The sequence below is a fragment of the Pontibacterium sinense genome, from assembly GCF_015209595.1.
Lineage (GTDB): Bacteria > Pseudomonadota > Gammaproteobacteria > Pseudomonadales > Balneatricaceae > Pontibacterium > Pontibacterium sinense.
Genome location: NZ_JADEYS010000002.1, coordinates 193,753 through 210,783, shown reverse-complemented (window position 1 = coordinate 210,783; position 17,031 = coordinate 193,753). Strand labels below are relative to the sequence as shown.

Annotated in this window: 17 protein-coding genes; 9 read left to right on the top strand and 8 right to left on the bottom strand. The window is 50.4% G+C overall.

Annotated elements, in window-relative coordinates; genetic code table 11:
* Positions 1-86 precede the first annotated feature (86 nt).
* The 6 genes from paaF (at position 87) to paaK (ending at position 6,302) form a co-directional block, all read left to right on the top strand.
* Entirely contained in the window at positions 87-866 is a 780-nt protein-coding gene (paaF, locus tag IOQ59_RS03225; protein WP_193951817.1) for a 2,3-dehydroadipyl-CoA hydratase PaaF, read from the top strand.
* Positions 867-870: 4 nt separating this feature from the next.
* Complete coding sequence (paaG, locus tag IOQ59_RS03220) at positions 871-1,662, top strand: 2-(1,2-epoxy-1,2-dihydrophenyl)acetyl-CoA isomerase PaaG (RefSeq protein WP_193951816.1); 792 nt, start codon at positions 871-873, stop codon at positions 1,660-1,662.
* A gap of 25 nt (positions 1,663-1,687) precedes the next feature.
* Positions 1,688-3,193 carry a 3-hydroxyacyl-CoA dehydrogenase PaaH gene (paaH, locus tag IOQ59_RS03215; protein WP_193951815.1) on the top strand — a complete coding sequence of 502 codons (1,506 nt, stop codon included), beginning with the start codon at positions 1,688-1,690 and terminating at the stop codon, positions 3,191-3,193.
* A 1-nt stretch (position 3,194) separates the two neighbouring features.
* Positions 3,195-3,647: a hydroxyphenylacetyl-CoA thioesterase PaaI gene (gene paaI / locus IOQ59_RS03210; RefSeq protein WP_193951814.1), complete on the top strand. Its 453-nt coding sequence runs from the start codon at positions 3,195-3,197 to the stop codon at positions 3,645-3,647.
* Between the two features lie 14 nt (positions 3,648-3,661).
* A complete protein-coding gene (gene pcaF, locus IOQ59_RS03205) occupies positions 3,662-4,870 on the top strand; it encodes a 3-oxoadipyl-CoA thiolase (protein ID WP_193951813.1) in 1,209 nt (402 codons plus the stop codon).
* 133 nt (positions 4,871-5,003) lie between these two features.
* Positions 5,004-6,302, top strand: a complete 1,299-nt coding sequence (paaK, locus tag IOQ59_RS03200) for a phenylacetate--CoA ligase PaaK (protein WP_193951812.1) — start codon at positions 5,004-5,006, stop codon at positions 6,300-6,302.
* 115 nt (positions 6,303-6,417) lie between these two features.
* Here paaK and IOQ59_RS03195 read toward each other — a convergent pair whose 3' ends face one another.
* Entirely contained in the window at positions 6,418-7,017 is a 600-nt protein-coding gene (locus IOQ59_RS03195; RefSeq protein ID WP_193951811.1) for a GTP-binding protein, read from the bottom strand.
* 468 nt (positions 7,018-7,485) lie between these two features.
* Between IOQ59_RS03195 and IOQ59_RS03190 the strand changes: the two genes are divergently transcribed.
* Entirely contained in the window at positions 7,486-7,914 is a 429-nt protein-coding gene (locus tag IOQ59_RS03190; RefSeq protein WP_193951810.1) for an RrF2 family transcriptional regulator, read from the top strand.
* Here IOQ59_RS03190 and IOQ59_RS03185 read toward each other — a convergent pair.
* Together IOQ59_RS03185 and IOQ59_RS03180 are read right to left on the bottom strand one after the other, a co-directional pair.
* Positions 7,898-8,938 (bottom strand): NAD(P)/FAD-dependent oxidoreductase, encoded by a 1,041-nt coding sequence (locus IOQ59_RS03185; protein WP_193951809.1) that lies wholly within the window; start codon positions 8,936-8,938, stop codon positions 7,898-7,900. The genes IOQ59_RS03190 and IOQ59_RS03185 overlap by 17 nt on opposite strands.
* Positions 8,939-8,957: 19 nt before the next feature.
* Entirely contained in the window at positions 8,958-9,272 is a 315-nt protein-coding gene (locus IOQ59_RS03180; RefSeq protein ID WP_193951808.1) for a hypothetical protein, read from the bottom strand.
* Between the two features lie 352 nt (positions 9,273-9,624).
* On the opposite strand from IOQ59_RS03180, the gene IOQ59_RS03175 reads away from it, so the two are divergent.
* Positions 9,625-9,828 carry a hypothetical protein gene (locus IOQ59_RS03175; RefSeq protein ID WP_193951807.1) on the top strand — a complete coding sequence of 68 codons (204 nt, stop codon included), beginning with the start codon at positions 9,625-9,627 and terminating at the stop codon, positions 9,826-9,828.
* A gap of 60 nt (positions 9,829-9,888) precedes the next feature.
* On the opposite strand, the gene rraA is transcribed toward IOQ59_RS03175, so the two are convergent.
* The 3 genes from rraA to ydiJ form a co-directional block, all read right to left on the bottom strand.
* Positions 9,889-10,377 (bottom strand): ribonuclease E activity regulator RraA, encoded by a 489-nt coding sequence (gene rraA, locus IOQ59_RS03170; RefSeq protein ID WP_193951806.1) that lies wholly within the window; start codon positions 10,375-10,377, stop codon positions 9,889-9,891.
* Positions 10,378-10,562: 185 nt separating this feature from the next.
* Positions 10,563-11,126 carry a class I SAM-dependent methyltransferase gene (locus tag IOQ59_RS03165; RefSeq protein ID WP_193951805.1) on the bottom strand — a complete coding sequence of 188 codons (564 nt, stop codon included), beginning with the start codon at positions 11,124-11,126 and terminating at the stop codon, positions 10,563-10,565.
* Positions 11,127-11,222: 96 nt separating this feature from the next.
* Complete coding sequence (gene ydiJ / locus IOQ59_RS03160; protein WP_193951804.1) at positions 11,223-14,285, bottom strand: D-2-hydroxyglutarate dehydrogenase YdiJ; 3,063 nt, start codon at positions 14,283-14,285, stop codon at positions 11,223-11,225.
* 178 nt (positions 14,286-14,463) lie between these two features.
* On the opposite strand from ydiJ, the gene IOQ59_RS03155 reads away from it, so the two are divergent.
* Positions 14,464-15,399 carry a LysR family transcriptional regulator gene (locus tag IOQ59_RS03155; RefSeq protein ID WP_193951803.1) on the top strand — a complete coding sequence of 312 codons (936 nt, stop codon included), beginning with the start codon at positions 14,464-14,466 and terminating at the stop codon, positions 15,397-15,399.
* A gap of 20 nt (positions 15,400-15,419) precedes the next feature.
* Here IOQ59_RS03155 and IOQ59_RS03150 read toward each other — a convergent pair whose 3' ends face one another.
* Both IOQ59_RS03150 and IOQ59_RS03145 read right to left on the bottom strand, forming a co-directional pair.
* Positions 15,420-16,259: a CvfB family protein gene (locus IOQ59_RS03150; RefSeq protein ID WP_193951802.1), complete on the bottom strand. Its 840-nt coding sequence runs from the start codon at positions 16,257-16,259 to the stop codon at positions 15,420-15,422.
* A 349-nt stretch (positions 16,260-16,608) separates the two neighbouring features.
* Positions 16,609-16,854: a hypothetical protein gene (locus IOQ59_RS03145; protein WP_193951801.1), complete on the bottom strand. Its 246-nt coding sequence runs from the start codon at positions 16,852-16,854 to the stop codon at positions 16,609-16,611.
* Positions 16,855-17,031: the final 177 nt, after the last annotated feature.

Sequence of the window (17,031 nt, the reverse complement as noted above, 5' to 3'; positions counted from 1 at the left end):
CTGCACATTAACTTTGTTGCACGAGCGCAGCACAGCCGGGGCTTTACTCCATCTACCGGTTCACAATCTGGAGCTTTTGCACACTCATGCAAGATTTACAGGACATCATCGTATCAGACGTTCAAAAAGGCGTTCTGACTATTACCCTCAATCGCCCTGAAGCGTACAACGCGTTGCGTACTAACCTGCTTCAAGAAATGGCGGATACGTTGGATGCGGCAGTACTCAACGACGACGTTAAAGCCGTACTGGTAACCGGTGGCGAAAAAGTATTTGCTGCAGGTGCAGATATCAAGGAGATGGCGTCTCTGGATGCCGTGGGTGTCATGAACGACCCTCGCCCGACCTACTGGCGTCGCATTAACGCATTCCCAAAGCCCATGGTTGCAGCCGTTAACGGTTTTGCACTGGGTGGTGGCTGCGAGCTGATGATGCATTGTGACATCGTCATTGCAGGCGACAATGCACAGTTCGGTCAACCAGAGATCAACTTGGGTATTATTCCAGGCGCTGGTGGTACACAACGTCTGGTGCGCGCGGTAGGCAAATCTATGGCGATGCAGCTGGTACTGTCAGGCGAGTTTATCTCCGCTGAACAAGGTCGTGATTTTGGCCTCGTGAGCGAAGTCGTTATCCCTGAGCGCACGCTGGAACGCGCCCGCCAACTGGCTGAGAAGATCGCGACCAAACCACCTATTGCTGTGCGTCTGGCAAAGGAAGCTATCCTCAAATCCTACGAAACAACGCTCGACAGTGGCCTGAACCTCGAACGCAAAGCGTTCACTATGCTGGCTGCCACTGAAGACCGCAATGAAGGCATTGCTGCTTTCATGGAAAAACGTAAACCCAACTTCACGGGAAAATAACAACATGGCTTACGAAACGATTGAATTTGAAATCACCGAGGGTGTTGCTGTCCTGACACTCAACCGCCCACAGAGCCTGAACAGCTTCAACACCGACATGCACGCCGAAGTACGTGATGCATTGAAGACTGTCAAAAAGAGTGCTGAAGTCCGCTGCCTGGTTCTGACCGGCAATGGCCGTGGTTTTTGTGCAGGACAGGATCTGAGCGACCGTAATGTTGCGCCAGGCACCGAAGCGCCTAACCTGGGTGAATCAATCGAGAAAAACTACAGCCCGCTGATCCGCACTCTGATGGGTCTGGAGATGCCAGTCATCTGCGCTGTTAACGGTGTGGCCGCAGGTGCCGGTGCAAACATCGCATTCGCCTGCGATATTGTCTTGGCTGCCAAGTCTGCATCTTTCATTCAGGCATTCTGCAAAATCGGTCTGGTACCGGATTGCGGCGGCACCTGGAGCCTGCCAAACCTGGTCGGTCGCGCACGCGCAATGGGTCTGGCAATGTTGGGTGACAAAGTGAAAGCTGAGCAGGCAGAACAGTGGGGCATGATCTGGAAAGCAGTTGATGATGAAGCGCTGAAAGATGAAGCCATGAAACTGGCTAAGCATCTGGCAACTCAGCCAACTAAAGGTCTGGCGCTGATCAAACGTGCGATCAATGCATCCGCGACCAACGATATGGACGCGCAGCTGGATCTGGAACGTGATCTGCAGACACTGGCAGGCCGCACTGACGATTACCGTGAAGGAGTAGCCGCCTTCATGGAAAAACGTCAACCCAACTTTAAAGGCCAGTAAGCTTTCAGCGAGGCATAAGAACACCATGAGCCATCTCACAAATGAATCCGTCATCGGCGTTATCGGCGCTGGTACCATGGGCGCAGGTATCGCTCAAGTTGCAGCTAAAGCAGGCCATCCAGTCATGCTATTTGATGCAATGGAAGGCGCTGGACAGAAAGGTCTGGAAGGTATCGCAAAAGGTCTGGGACGTCTGGTAGAACGTGGCAAAATGTCTCAGGAAGACGTTGACGCCCTCACCGGCCGTATTCAGGTTGCATCCTCATTGCAAGATCTGGCACCGTGCGGCCTGATCATCGAAGCAATCGTTGAACGTCTGGACATCAAACAACAAGTCTTTGGCGATCTGGAAGATATTTGCGGTGAAAACGTTATCATCGCAACCAACACTTCCTCGATCTCCGTCACCGCTATCGGTAGCAAGCTGAAGCGCCCGCAGAATCTGGTTGGTATGCACTTCTTCAACCCAGCACCGATCATGAAGCTGGTGGAAGTTATCAGTGGTCTGGATACCGATCCAGCAATCGCCGATGAGATCTACGCTCTGTCTGCGAAATGGGGCAAAAAACCCGTTAAGGCTAAGTCTACTCCGGGTTTCATTGTTAACCGTGTTGCTCGACCGTTCTACGCTGAAGGCTTCCGCGTATTTCAGGAAGGCGGTGCAGACATTGCGACCATCGATGCCCTGCTAAAAGAGTGCGGTGGTTTCCGCATGGGGCCTTTTGAATTGACGGATCTGATCGGCCACGATGTCAATTACGCGGTCACCTGCTCCGTCTTCGATGCGTATTACCAGGATCAGCGCTTCCTGCCTTCTCTGGTTCAGCTTGAGCTGGTGAATGCCGGTCACTATGGCCGCAAATCGGGCAAAGGTTTCTACGACTACAGCGAAGGTGCGGTGAAAGCGACTGCTTCTAATGCTGAAGAAGCCGCAAAACCGACACAGGTAACGGTAGAAGGCAACTTGGGTGTTGCAGAACCACTGGTCGCGTTAATCGAAGACGCGGGCATTTCTGTGAACCGTACCGACGGCAACGGCTCCATCATCGTTGGTGAAGCGACGCTGAAACTGACCAGCGGCCACTTCTCTACCGCTCGTGCACAAGCAGAAAGCAACCCAAATCTGGTGCAGTTTGATCTGGCACTGGATTACAGCAAAGCGACACGCATGGCACTGGCGCCAGCCGATCAGGCAAGCGAAGCGGCCATTGCAGCGGCTACCGGCCTGTTCCAGGCAATCGGCAAGAATGTCAGCATCATCGACGACATTCCAGGCATGGCCGTCATGCGTACCGTTTGCATGCTGGCAAACGAAGGCTTTGACGCCGTTAACCAGCAAGTGTGTAATGAAGAAGCCGTCGATATCGCTATGCAAGGTGGTGTGAACTACCCATGCGGCCCAATTACATGGGCGAGCAATATCGGTCTGGCTAATGTCCTGAGCACACTGGATAACCTGGCTGCTGCCTACGGTGAAGACCGCTATCGCGCATCACCACTGCTGCGCCGTAAGGTTGCTGGAGGCCAGTAATATGAGCAGTGTCGATATGAACGATCAGCAACTGGCTGAAGCATGTAGCGCATCTATGCATGAGCGTGACAACGCTGCACAAGCTCTGGGCATGGATATCATTGAAGTAAAGCCGGGATATGCCCGCCTGACAATGACAGTGCGAAAAGATATGCTGAATGGCCACAATATGTGCCACGGCGGTATGATCTTCGCTCTGGCCGATACGGCGTTTGCGCATTCTTGCAACACGTACAACAAGGTAACCGTTGCTAGCGGCTGTAACATCGAATATGCCGCACCGGGTTTTGAAGGCGATCTGTTAACCGCCGAAGCGGTTGAGCGTACACGTTCAGGCCGCACGGGCGTATATGACATCACCATCACGAATCAGGACGGCAAAGAACTGGCCCTGTTCCGTGGTAAGTCCTACCAGATTAAAGGCAGCGTGCTGCCTGAGTCTGACTCAGAGTAACAGGAGTGAATCTGATGAAAGATGCGTATATCTGCGATGCGATCCGCACCCCTTTCGGTCGTTATGGCGGCGGTCTAGCCCCGGTACGTCCTGATGATCTGGGCGCCGTGCCCCTGAAAGCACTGATGGATCGTAACCCGAATGTCGATTGGTCTTCCGTAGACGATGTGATCTACGGCAACGCCAACCAGGCGGGTGAAGACAACCGTAACGTTGCGCGTATGTCTACGCTGTTGGCCGGTCTGCCTACCTCTGTTCCTGGGACAACCATTAACCGTTTGTGTGGCTCCGGTATGGATGCGATCGGCATGGCCGCACGTGCCATCAAGTCCGGTGAAACCGACCTGATGATCGCCGGTGGCTGTGAATCCATGTCCCGTGCCCCGTTTGTCATGGGCAAAGCGGAATCCGCATTCAGCCGTAATCCAAACGGTCTCTACGACACCACTATCGGCTGGCGCTTCATCAACAAAAAGATGAAAGCTGAATTCGGCGTGGACTCCATGCCTGAAACCGCCGAAAACGTGGCTGAAGATTTCAATATCTCCCGTGAAGATCAGGACCTGTTCGCGTTCCGCAGCCAGCAGAAAACCGCAGCAGCAATGGAAGCAGGCCTGTTCAACGAAGAGATCTGCCCGGTGGTGATTCCTCAGCGTAAAGGCGATGACGTTATCGTTGATACCGATGAGCACCCTCGCGCTTCTACGACATTAGAAGGTTTGGGCAAGCTGCGTGCTCCGTTCCGTGAAGGCGGTTCTGTGACTGCGGGTAACGCGTCCGGTGTTAACGACGGTGCCTGTGCCCTGCTGATCGCGTCTAAAGAAGCAGCAGAGAAAAATGGCCTGACTCCGAAAGCCCGTGTAGTGGCTATGGCAACAGCCGGTCTTGAACCGCGCATTATGGGCTTTGGTCCTGCGCCTGCCTCCAAGAAAGTGCTGGAGAAAGCCGGTCTGACACTGGATCAGATGGATGTCATCGAACTGAACGAAGCCTTTGCTTCTCAGGGTTTGGCTGTCATGCGTGATCTGGGTTTGCCGGATGATGCGGAAAACGTGAACCCGAATGGCGGTGCAATCTCTCTGGGCCACCCACTGGGTGCCAGTGGCGCACGTCTGGTCACAACCGCGATGTATCAGCTACATCGTACCGGTGGTCGTTATGCCCTGTGCACCATGTGTATTGGTGTCGGTCAGGGTATCGCGATCATCATTGAGCGCGTTTAAGCAGCTCTAAAAAGCGGCGTAACTAAACGCCTTAAGAGGGAGCCAATGCCCCTAAGCCTTAGGCCCCTCTTTTCGTCCCTAGGACGATGAGTTCTGAGATAACAACGATCAATGAGACAGGACAATAATAATTATGCTTAACGACAAACCACTACGCGGCGCGCTCGACTCGATTGAAACCGCTAGCATCGATGAGCTGCGTGATCTGCAGCTGGGACGTATGCAGTGGAGTATCGCGCACGCTTATAACAACGTACCGGCGTACAAACGCCTGTGCGATGAGCACGGTGTTCACCCGTTTGACCTGAAAACACTGGACGACCTGAAACTATTCCCGTTCACCACCAAAGCATACCTGCGCGACGCGTATCCGTTCGACTCATTTGCGGTACCGATGAACGAAGTGGTACGTGTCCATGCCTCTTCCGGCACCACCGGCAAGCCTACCGTTGTGGGCTATACCCAGAACGATATCGATACCTGGGCTGATGTCGTGGCGCGTTCTATTCGTGCGGCCGGCGGTCACTACGGTGACAAAGTTCACATCTCTTACGGTTACGGTCTGTTTACCGGTGGTATGGGTGCGCACTACGGTGCCGAGCGTTTGGGCTGTACGGTTATTCCGATGTCTGGCGGTCAGACCGAGAAACAAGTTCAGCTGATGCGTGATTTCGATCCGGATATCATCATGGTGACACCGTCATACATGCTGAACCTGATTGATGAGATGGAACGTCAGGGTCTGGACCCTCGCGATACCGCACTACGTCTGGGCATCTTCGGTGCAGAGCCTTGGACCGATGAGATGCGTAAGAATATCGAAACCCGCCTGGGTATCGATGCAGTCGACATCTACGGTCTGTCTGAAGTGATGGGTCCGGGTGTGGCGATGGAATGCATCGAAACCAAAGATGGTCCAACTATTTGGGAAGATCACTTCTACCCTGAAATTATCGACCCAAATACTGGCGAAGTGCTGCCAGATGGCGAATACGGCGAGCTGGTGTTCACCTCTCTGACCAAAGAAGCCCTGCCGATCATCCGTTACCGCACCCGTGACCTGACCCGCCTGCTGCCGGGTACCGCACGTCCGATGCGTCGTATCGATAAGATCACCGGCCGTTCCGATGACATGATGATCATCCGTGGTGTAAACGTCTTCCCAACGCAGATCGAAGAACAGATTCTGAAGATCACTGCACTGGCACCGCACTACGAGATCGTAGTCACCAAAGACGGCAACCTGGACAAAGTACAGGTGAAAGTGGAGCTGGCACCGGATGCACAGTCTGCGAATCAGGATCAAGCGATCAAAGAGTTGCAGCACCACATCAAGTCAGTGGTTGGCATCAGCACTAAAGTAGACATTGTTCCCCTAGGTTCAATTCCTCGCTCTGAAGGTAAAGCAAAGCGCGTGTTCGACAACCGCTAATTTGCTTACCCTTCCTATGCCCTCGCCGCATGCTATCAACGTCACTTGATAGCATGCGGACACAAAAAAACCGCTTCAAAGCGGTTTTTTTCATGACCTGCCAACCATCCAGAGCTCAAACAGTCGCAACGCCTTGTGCTCCAGAAGCACCGACAGACACACCCACTGCAGATGCGGCACGCGTCAAAGGACCTAACAATGGCTCGACCAAGGCAAATACCGCACTTCGATCACGCGCATCAACAAAGGTGACAGACGCTTCGATATCCAGATCGGCCAACCACTGCTGGTAATCATCAAGCGATGGATTCGCCTGTACATCAGAACGCGTTACACCTACGACCAGCTGACGATCTTTGATCAAACGGGAAAACGCATTCAAGTAGTATTTCAGATCTTCCTGCGGGCATTCCCGTGCATTATCCAGCATCAAAACAACACCACTCGCATCGTGAGCAATTTCCTCACTTAGCATGTCCCACATAAAGTCAAAACGGGACTGGCCTGGCGCGCCATATAGGTGCGCTTTTTCATTCGCATCTGTGGTCACTCGCCCGTAGTCAATCGCAACCGTGGTAGTACTTTTATGGCTTTTCACTTCATCAACTGAAATTTTAGCCTCTGTATTCACGCAATCTATCTCACTGACCGCCTGTATTGCACTTGTTTTGCCCGCCCCAACAGGACCGACAAAAATGATCTTCTTATTATCCATGTATTCTGAACTCTAATTGTTCAGGGTAACTGAAAAGCCGGAAAATGATCCAAGCCTTAATATCCCTGTATGACGGTTTCAGTATTCTTTTTTATCAGAGCAACTGATAAAACCCACACGCGTACGAATCAAAAAAGCAATTACAAACCTGCGCCTATTCTTGCAGATATTGAGATAAAGATGAATCATTCAATATTACATGCAACTAATATAGGCGCTTTAAGGTCTACTATTCGGGCTAATATAAAGGATGTATGTCGACCTATTTCGGCATCCGTTCATCCTCTGTTGGAGCACGCTTTACCATGAACAACAGAGCGTAATCTTAACTGTATCCAACAAGATGGTGAGCTCTGTCATCGTATGCTAAATCAAACCGACAGCAGGCTGTTATACGACTTCTTTCGGCTTGCAGTCTCGGGTGACCTTACGTATATTCACGGCAACCTTTTGTGAGCAAATGCTAATATGCAACTTAGTCGATTCACTGATTACACTCTCCGGGTACTCTTCTTTACCGCCGTCAATAATGATCGCCTGACTACACTTGCTGAAATTGCAGGCTTTTACGAGATATCGATTGAGCATCTGCGAAAAGTCGTTCACGCCTTATCCAAATCCGGTTATCTACAGACGTTTCGTGGCAAAAATGGCGGTATTCGTCTTGCGAAAGCCCCTGAAGATATCAACCTGGGCGACGTCATCGCTCAGTCAGAAGGCATCGCCCCGCTCGTTGATTGCATGGGACAGGACTGTAAGCTCACCGGTTTTTGCAGCCTGCAATCGGTATTCAAGGAAGCACAGGAAGCTTTTATGAATACTCTGCGTAAATACACCCTGGCTCAGATGCTCGAAAGCCCTCAGCTGCAGGCAGAACTCATTACCAAAGGTCGCTAAGGTCCGGAGAAACGCCCAACCGCTTATGCAATGCAGGGCTGGTCGTGGTGTATTGCAGATGAACCTTTTCATCTGGATTAAGACGGGCCTTAATCGCAAACGCCGCCAATGCGGCTTCGTGAAAACCACTTAAGATCAGCTTTTTCTTCCCCGGGTACCAATTACTATCGCCCACGGAGTATATTCCAGGGCAGCTGGTCATAAAGCACTCAGTATCGACCTTCGCCTGTTTTCTCTCAGTTTCAATCCCCCAGCTTTCAAGCGTTCCATTGTCTGGCGACAGACCAAAAAACACCAACAAGTGGTCAAGCTCAAGCTGCCGAATCACTCCATCCTGAGACATAACCTTTACACCACGCAGCTTATCCTCCACTAGCATGTAGTCCACAACGCGTCCTGCCAGGAATTGCATTTTCTGCGCTTCACAAAGATCGTGCATTTGCTGCACGGCATAAGGTTGCGCCCGAAACCGGTCTGAACGATGAATTAAGACAACACTTTCAGCATCTGGTTGTAGGCGCAGAACCCAATCCAGCGCAGAATCACCGCCCCCCAACACGACAAGCCGCTTACCCTGATGTCGGGTTTCGTCGGTCACCCCGTAAAAAAGCTGCTCATGTTCAAACCGTTCAATCCCATCAACGCGCAGCTGTATTGGCCGAATGGCCCCTGCACCACTGGCAATAACAACGGCTCCTGCATCAAACAGAGCACCGCCATCAGTTTCAAGGATAAACCGCCCGTCGGGCGAAGCCTGAATCCGTACGACTCTCTGTTCAAAATGGAATTCTGGGGCAAAGGGTTTGATCTGGGCCAGCAAGTTTTCGACCAATCCCCGAGCTGAAATCTCTGGAATTGCTGGTATGTCATAGATGGGCTTGTCTGGGTAAAGCTGAATACACTGTCCTCCGGCATAAGGAAGCGCTTCAATAACGTGCGCATGGATCCCTAACAACCCGAGCTCAAACACCTGGAATAACCCACAAGGGCCTGCACCAACGATAACGACATCAGTTTTGATCATCCGAATCTCCTTCGCCAGTTTATGAATGGGAAATAAAAGCCTCCGCAAGCAATCGAGAATGATGCTGTTCTAACCACCCAAATAGCTCACGCTCTTCAAAACGCACATGTGCCTTCAAGCATTCAGCAAACAATAAAATCGACGCCCTATCCGTCTTCTGTAACAAATCGCGCAGCTGCACGTGATCAGAAAGAAAGCGCTGTTTAAGCCCTCCTTCCAGAACTGCGCCAAAGCCCTCCTCCTCTTGTAGAAAATGCGTATATAGCTCCTCAGCAAATGTGTCTCTCACCTGCTGCCAGTAATGAGTCAGGCTATCGTCAGATAGGCTTGCCAAATCTGATATCCGCTTTGATATCGCCAACGCCTGATGATGCTCCCGACTCAACGGCGTAAGCGCAGCCGATCGCTTCATTTTACTTTCCGTCTGTATGACGCTTTTGGTCTGATCAGCTCAGTCTGAGCTTTCCCCTTGTATCCATCTGCTCGGTGAACCTGATTCACGGCAGTGCTTGTCACATTCATCCAGTCGCTATGGAGCGTGTCAAAATTGGTCGTGTCGATACGTTGTTTGTTACTCATCTCTCCCCCTTGTGCACGCAACAAATGCTTATAATGTATTTACAAACCATGTTATAGTTCAGAATAACATGTTTTTCAATTACATTTTATTGTGGCGAGTATGAATAATGGTCATCTGGACTGATGCAGAGTTATGGGTCTTTGCAGCATTAATCGGCATGGTCGTGCTGAAGCTATGGACAGTATGGCACGTATCGATAAAAGCTCAGGCGGATAAGGTAGGTAAGCTAATCTTTCTGGGATTGATTGCAGGCTTAACCCTCTTTGGTATAGGGGCTAAAACCTACATCAGTATCATGATGGGTGTTTAGGAGGGTCAGAATTAAAAACCGGGCAGAAAGCATGCCCGGTTCTAACAAGCGAATTACCTATTACTCAGCAACTTCCAGTTTCTGAGGGGAAACCAGTACACCGTTGTTGTCCGCGTATACGTATTCACCTGGACGGAACGTCACACCACCAAAGGTTACATCCACATTCAGATCACCCAAGCCACGCTTGTCGGTTTTCATCGGATGTGCACCCAAAGCCTGCACACCAAGATCCAGATCGCTGATCGCATTTACATCACGGATACAACCGTAGATGATAATCCCTGCCCATCCGTTCTTGGTTGCCTTTTCAGCCAGCATATCGCCCAGCATCGCACGACGCATAGAACCACCGCCGTCAACAACCAGCACTTTACCTTCACCTGGCAGTGCAACCTGCTCACGCACCAGCGAGTTATCTTCAAACGCTTTCAGGGTAACGATTTCACCTCCAAAACGTTCGCGGCCACCGAAGTTACCAAACATAGGCTCTACAACCTGTACCAGCTCAGGGAACTGATCACAAAGTTCAGGCAGCAAATCTTCCACAGCGTGCTCCTTTTATACAAATAATAATGTGTAAATACCCTTGTAGACGAAAGCTCGTCTGGCTCAGCAGAGACTCTCTGGTCTCTTTTAAAGAGAACGCAGTGTGTCCCATTTATTGTGCAATTGCACTACAACCTTAGGGTGGAAACCGATCATTAACGGATATAACTCAACAAGATACGACATCAGCGACGCTGAAAAAGGTAGTGATCCATCCCGCTGTTGTCATTATTGGTCGTACTGTACTCAAGCAGTTCCAGATTCGGGTGTATCGCCTCAAGCTCATTGGGTGCAAGGCAAAAACGCCGGGAAAACCCGGTCATTTCATGATGGGTCAGATTGAACGTTGTCAGCAACAGACGACCATCAGGGTTCAGATGGTCAACCAATTCAGGCCAAAGAGCTATCTCTGGCTTATAAAGCGTGATAACAATATTGTCGAACTGCGCTAATCCCTTCAATGCATTCGGCTGCTCAAGATCCCGGACATGAGTGTTTACCTGCAGCCCCTGCTCCTGAGCAAAACCCAGCAGACGTTTCAGACCCTGCTCAGCGATATCAAGCGCAGTAACCTCAAAGCCGTGTTCAGCCAGATACAGCGTTGCAGCACCATCACCGGATGCAACATCAAGGACGGAACCCGCGCGCAATTGCTTAAAACGGTGTTGCAGGTATCCCGGTACAGAAGGACGACGTTGCGTACCTTTATTTCGGTAACGGGCATTCCACTTATCCTGACTGGCGGACATTCAATGAGATCTCTCTATCTAATGAGGACGGACAAGCCGCACTGATCAGATCATCATGAAATGATCAGTGCGAGCCAAAGCACAGAACGGTAGTTTTTAACTGACGCGCTGTACCACATCCAACAATACCTGCACCGGATGAGGTAACTGCTGGTCATCCTGACGTTTCACCTGTGAACGGCAAGAATAACCTGTGGCGACTAATTTGCCCTTATTCTCCGGATTATTCACCACATCCGCCCAACTCATTTCGTAAATCTTACGGGACGTATCGTAGTTATCTGCTTCATGCCCGTAAGTTCCTGACATACCGCAGCAGCCTGTTGACACAACGTCAAGCTTTTGCCCCAACGCACTGAAAATTGCCTGCCAGTTCTTAATTGACGGTGCTGCAGAGGTTTTCTCTGTGCAGTGTGCCATCAGCTTATACTCACCGTCAGGAAGGATACCTGCTACGTTTTCGAGCATCGTTAAGTTACTCGCCAACCATTCCTGAATCAGCTTCACCGGTGGCTGCGTGTCGCTATTGCCGTAGCTGTATTCCTGTCGGTACGTCAGCGTCATAGACGGATCGATACCAATCAGGTCGATACCGGTATCTGCAAGTTCGTTGAGCATTGCTCGGTTTTGCTTTGCAATACGCTCAAACTGATCCATAAAGCCGTGTACGTGCAGCGGCTTACCGTTTGGCTTAAACGGTGCAACCAACACATAGAACCCGAGGCTATTCAGCAGATCGATCAGATCCAGCACCAGCTTAGTTTCGAAATAGCTGGTAAAGGCATCCTGAACAATAATGACCGCTTTCTCACGCTGGGCGGCACTCATACGGCTAACCTGGTCCATCGTCGCGAAATCAACGCCCCGCTGCTCCATTCCCTGTTTCAGGCTATGAGTGCATATGGACGGGCTATCGACCATGCCCATATATTTATGAAACAGCTCCTGCATGGTTCCATTGCGCATGGCCCAGTTATAAGGTGCCGGAAATTTCGCCAGATACGGAATCATCAGCTCCAGACTGCCCACCATATAGTCCTTCAAGGGACGCAGATAACGACCGTGATAGCTTTCAAGGAAGCGAGAGCGGAAGTCCGGAACGTTCACCTTAATCGGACACTGCCCAACACAGGATTTACACGCCAGACACCCCTTCATTGCGTCGTATACTTCATGGTTGAAGTCGTACTCACCACGGCGTTTGGACAATGTGTTTTTAAGCTTGCGCGGCAAACTGCGGATGAAAGATTCCGACTTCACTTTTGCACTTTCCGCGACCAGATCGACACCTTGTGTAGACATCAGGCGTGTCCATTCACGAATCAATGACGCACGCCCTTTCGGCGAGTGGACACGCTCACGTGTAGCCTTCCAGGATGGACACATCGCATCATTCGGATCGTAGTTATAGCAAGCACCGTTACCGTTACAGTACATCGCTGCATCATAATACTGGAATGTATTCGGATCGATCTGGCGATCATACTGTCCACGGGTTGGCACCGCATCAATCTTCAGCAGCTCAGCACCGTCGATCGCGGGGGTCGCAATCTTGCCCGGATTCAGCTGATTACGCGGGTCAAAACAGCCTTTGATACGCTGAATATCCGCATAAAGTTCACCAAAGAATTCAGGAGCATATTCGGAACGCACGCCTTTGCCATGCTCACCCCACAGCAGACCTTTATATTTTTGGGTTAGCGCAACCACTTGATCCGTCACTTCACGAATGAGCGGTTCCTGCACTTCATCCTTCATATCCATTGCAGGACGGACGTGTAGGACACCCGCATCAACATGGCCAAACATACCGTACGCCAGATCGCGCTCATCGAGCACTGCACGGAACTCCATAATAAAGTCAGCCAGGTTTTCCGGCGGTACAGCCGTGTCTTCGACAAATGGAATTGGACGCTTCTGGCCTTTGGCATTACCCAATAGACCAACCGCCTTTTTACGCATTGCCCAGACTTTGCTGATCTCTGCGGCGCCATACACGACAGAATGACCAAAGCTCTTACCGGTATCACCTGCTACTTCAGTCAGGTGTGTGGTCAGTTTCTCGACCTTGGCACGCAGCTCAGCTTCATCATCTCCGGTATATTCCACCAGATTGATCCCACTGATCTCAGGTTCACCTTCAGATGTAGGAAAGTAGTCCGCAACGGTGTCCCAGATAATATCGCCCATTGCCAGGTTCAATACTTTGGAATCAACGGTTTCTATCGACGTTGGGGCATACTCCATTAACGTCGTCGCATCGCGTAGAGAGGTTTCGAAGCTGTCGTACTTAACGTTGACCAACGCCGCATATTTGGGGATCGGCAGCACATTGAGTTTCGCTTCAGCAATAAACGCCAGTGACCCTTCTGCGCCACACAAAACAGAATTCAGATTGAATTGACCATTGTCGTCATAGATATGAGCAAGATCGTAACCGGTCAGACAACGGTTTAACTTCGGGAACTTCGCCTCAATCTGCTCTTTCTTGGTGGTAAAAATTTCATCAACTACACGATGAGCTTCGCCCACCCGGTCATTACGCTGCTTAATTGTGTCCAGCTCATCCGCCGTGATCGGAGCCGATTCCCAAATTGTGCCATCAAGGAATACAGACTTTAGCTCCAGAACATGGTCGCGGGTTTTACCGTACATACATGAACCCTGACCACTGGCGTCGGTATTGATCATACCGCCCACAGTAGCCCGGTTACTGGTCGACAATTCAGGCGCAAAGAAGAAACCATACGGTTTAAGTGCCGCGTTCAGCTGATCTTTAACCACCCCACCCTGCACACGGACCCAACGCTCATCCGCATTGATCTCCAATACCTGATTCATATGACGGGACACATCCACCAGCAAGCCGTCGGTCAGAGACTGACCGTTCGTACCTGTGCCGCCACCGCGTGGGCTTAATACCACTTCGGTATATTCAGGCTGATCCGACAACTTGGCGATGCGTACAAGATCGGCCAGCGTTTTCGGGTACAAAACGCCCTGCGGCAACATTTGATAGATGCTGTTATCTGTTGCCAAAACAACACGGTTTGCGTAATCCGGGCTTAGATCCCCTTCAAACCCGTCCGCTTTCAGCCGCTCAATAAACTGCAAATACAGCTGTTGTGTCGCGTCGATCTCAGATATACGTGGAATCATGGTGTTGGTAGATCCTTGAAAATTGAAGTAAACCGTAATGCCCTGCCGAAATAGCGCTTAGCACTGCGCGTTTAACACGTAGTTTAACGATCAAGCGGGCTTTGTAATTATGGCCGCTATCATGCAGAATCCTTATTTATCAATCAAACAATAAAATCAAATAGATTAATTGATAAATATGAATAATCTGTCAATTCGACACCTGCGGGCATTCTATGCTGTTGCTCAAGACGGGAGCTTTACCCGCGCGGCGGAAAGCCTTCATCTCACTCAGTCAACGCTGACCGCAACAATTAAGCAGCTGGAAGAACAGGTGGGTCTGACGTTATTGGATAGGACGACCCGAAGTGTGTTGCTTAGCAGTGAAGGGAAACGGTTCCTACCTGTCGCTGAACGTTTATTGTCAGACTTTGATACGGCGCTGGCGGATCTCAAAGCCGTTTCAGAACAGCAACAAGGTCAGGTCGGGATCGCAGCATCACCGTCCACTATATCCCGCCTCTTACCCTCGATCGTCAAACGTTATCAGCAGCAGTATCCCAATATAGGCATCTATCTACGGGACGACGGTGCGGGCGGAATCGAACAGCGTATTCTGGACAACGAAGTGGACTTTGGCGTAGCCAGCAACCACTCCTCTCATCCAGACCTCAGCTATCACCCCTTACTGAGCGATCGCTACGGTGTGGTTTGCTGCGCCAACCATCCTTTAGCGACAGGGAAAGCTGAGCTTCCGTGGGATGCTCTGGAGCAACAGCAGCTTATTTACCTGACCACAGACACTGGTATACGTGTACAACTGGCGCAGTTTAAACAACAAGGGGTTCTCAACATAGAACTGGACGGGCCCGTCATTGAAGCCAGCAATCCGGCCGCAATAGCCGCTCTGATCAGTGAAGGGATGGGTATATCGTTGTTGCCCGCTTTGGCAGCAGGTACAACCGCGTTTGAAGGTCTGAAATTTATACCGCTGACGGGGCCTGCAATCAGCCGGGAGATATGTTTGATTCGACGTAAAGGGCGCTCTTTAACACCCGCAGCGGCGCATATGTCCGCGCTAGTGACAGCCGAGCTAAAACAGATGCTGCTGCCACCTTTTGTGGAAACCCTATAGAACGTTTTTGAAACGCCCTATCAGTTACCTTCCACCAAGCGGATACCATCTTCATCGATGGTAATCAGGCGCTGGCGATACAAGCCCCCAATCGCCATTTTGTATGCTTTCTTAGAAATACCGTATGTGCTGTAGATCTGCTCCGGCTGACTCTTATCGTTTAACGGACTGTATCCATTGTGTTCATCCAGGTGCTGCAAGATTTTTTGTTGCAGGCGATCCACTTTGGCATAGCCTGGCTTGTCCAGAGACAGGTCGATCTTACCATCCGGACGCACCTGTTTAATAAAGCCGCGTGTCTTATAACCCCGACGGAGCTTGCGAAAAACTTCATCGTGATAAAGCACGCCCCAATGGGTGCCGTTAACAACCGCCTTATAACCCAAATCTGTTTGTGCTGCGATCACCAGCTCAACTTGCTGATTTCGTTTGTAATCTGCTGGCGTCTTATCCAGGAAACGGTCAAGGCGCGCTGATGCACAAATACGATTGGTGTTATCTAGATAGACATACACCATGACATGCTGGCCCACTTCAGGGTGCTGGCTGCGAATTTCGCTGTAGGGTAAAAACAGATCTTTTGGCAAACCCCAATCAAGAAAGACGCCAACCTTCTCCACCGATACAACTTTCAACGATGCGACCTGACCCAACTGAACCAGAGGCGCGTCGGTAATCGCAATAGGAAACTCATCGGAATCCATATAGACAAATACATCCAGCCGATCACCCAGTTTGCAGCCCTCTGGTACATAACGTTTTGGCAGCAGAATCCCCCCAAGATCATCGCCATCCAGGTACACGCCAAAGCCTACCTCACGGACAACTTCCAGCTTATTCATACGACCAATCTGAGCCAACGTACTTTACCTCGGGGAGAATTTGTTAAAGAGGCGCCACCATACCAGATCACATCAACAAAACGTAGCATGGGTGCGCATGCATAGGGCTGTTATCAATGATATTAGTTGATGCATGTAAGAGGGACTAACAAAGGGGAGCGATCTGAAAACTTATCCAAAATAAAAAGCCCCAAACAGTTATTCGGATTAGATCCGAACAATCGTGTGGGGCCTGACTCTCACAAGGAGAAAATGGCTTACTGCCTGTGGAACTTAGTTGCACCGCCTGTTTCCCTCAAGCGATTACTGTGACTGTTCCATCCTCGTTATCTTCCTGGTTACCTGTCGAGTGGCGTTAGCCATCCATTCAGGCGGTCTGTACGTTCATACGTTCTTCGCGTGCAAGCATTGCCATCTTGGCATTCGCTACACTGAAAAGAATTGAGACAACAACGCTTACAGCCTTAAACACAACCATTGCCGTTGTTGCAGTTCCATCTGCGTTGAGGTCAACATACATTGATACACCCATGAACACAGCCGCTGCAGCAAATGCAGAAGCTACTACCAGTGCAAAGAGTTGTTTAAATTTCAATGCGGATTGTTTAGCCATCTCACTTTCCTTACTGATCTGATCAATTAAATCGCTCAATTCAAACATCCGTTAGATAATATCTATATAACTAAAAAAACTTCAACACTTGAAATCATTCAAGAATATAGACGTTGGTCTAACCTTCGCCACATTAACAACGTCAACTGGGGGGCAGGAGCAATTTAAACTACCGAT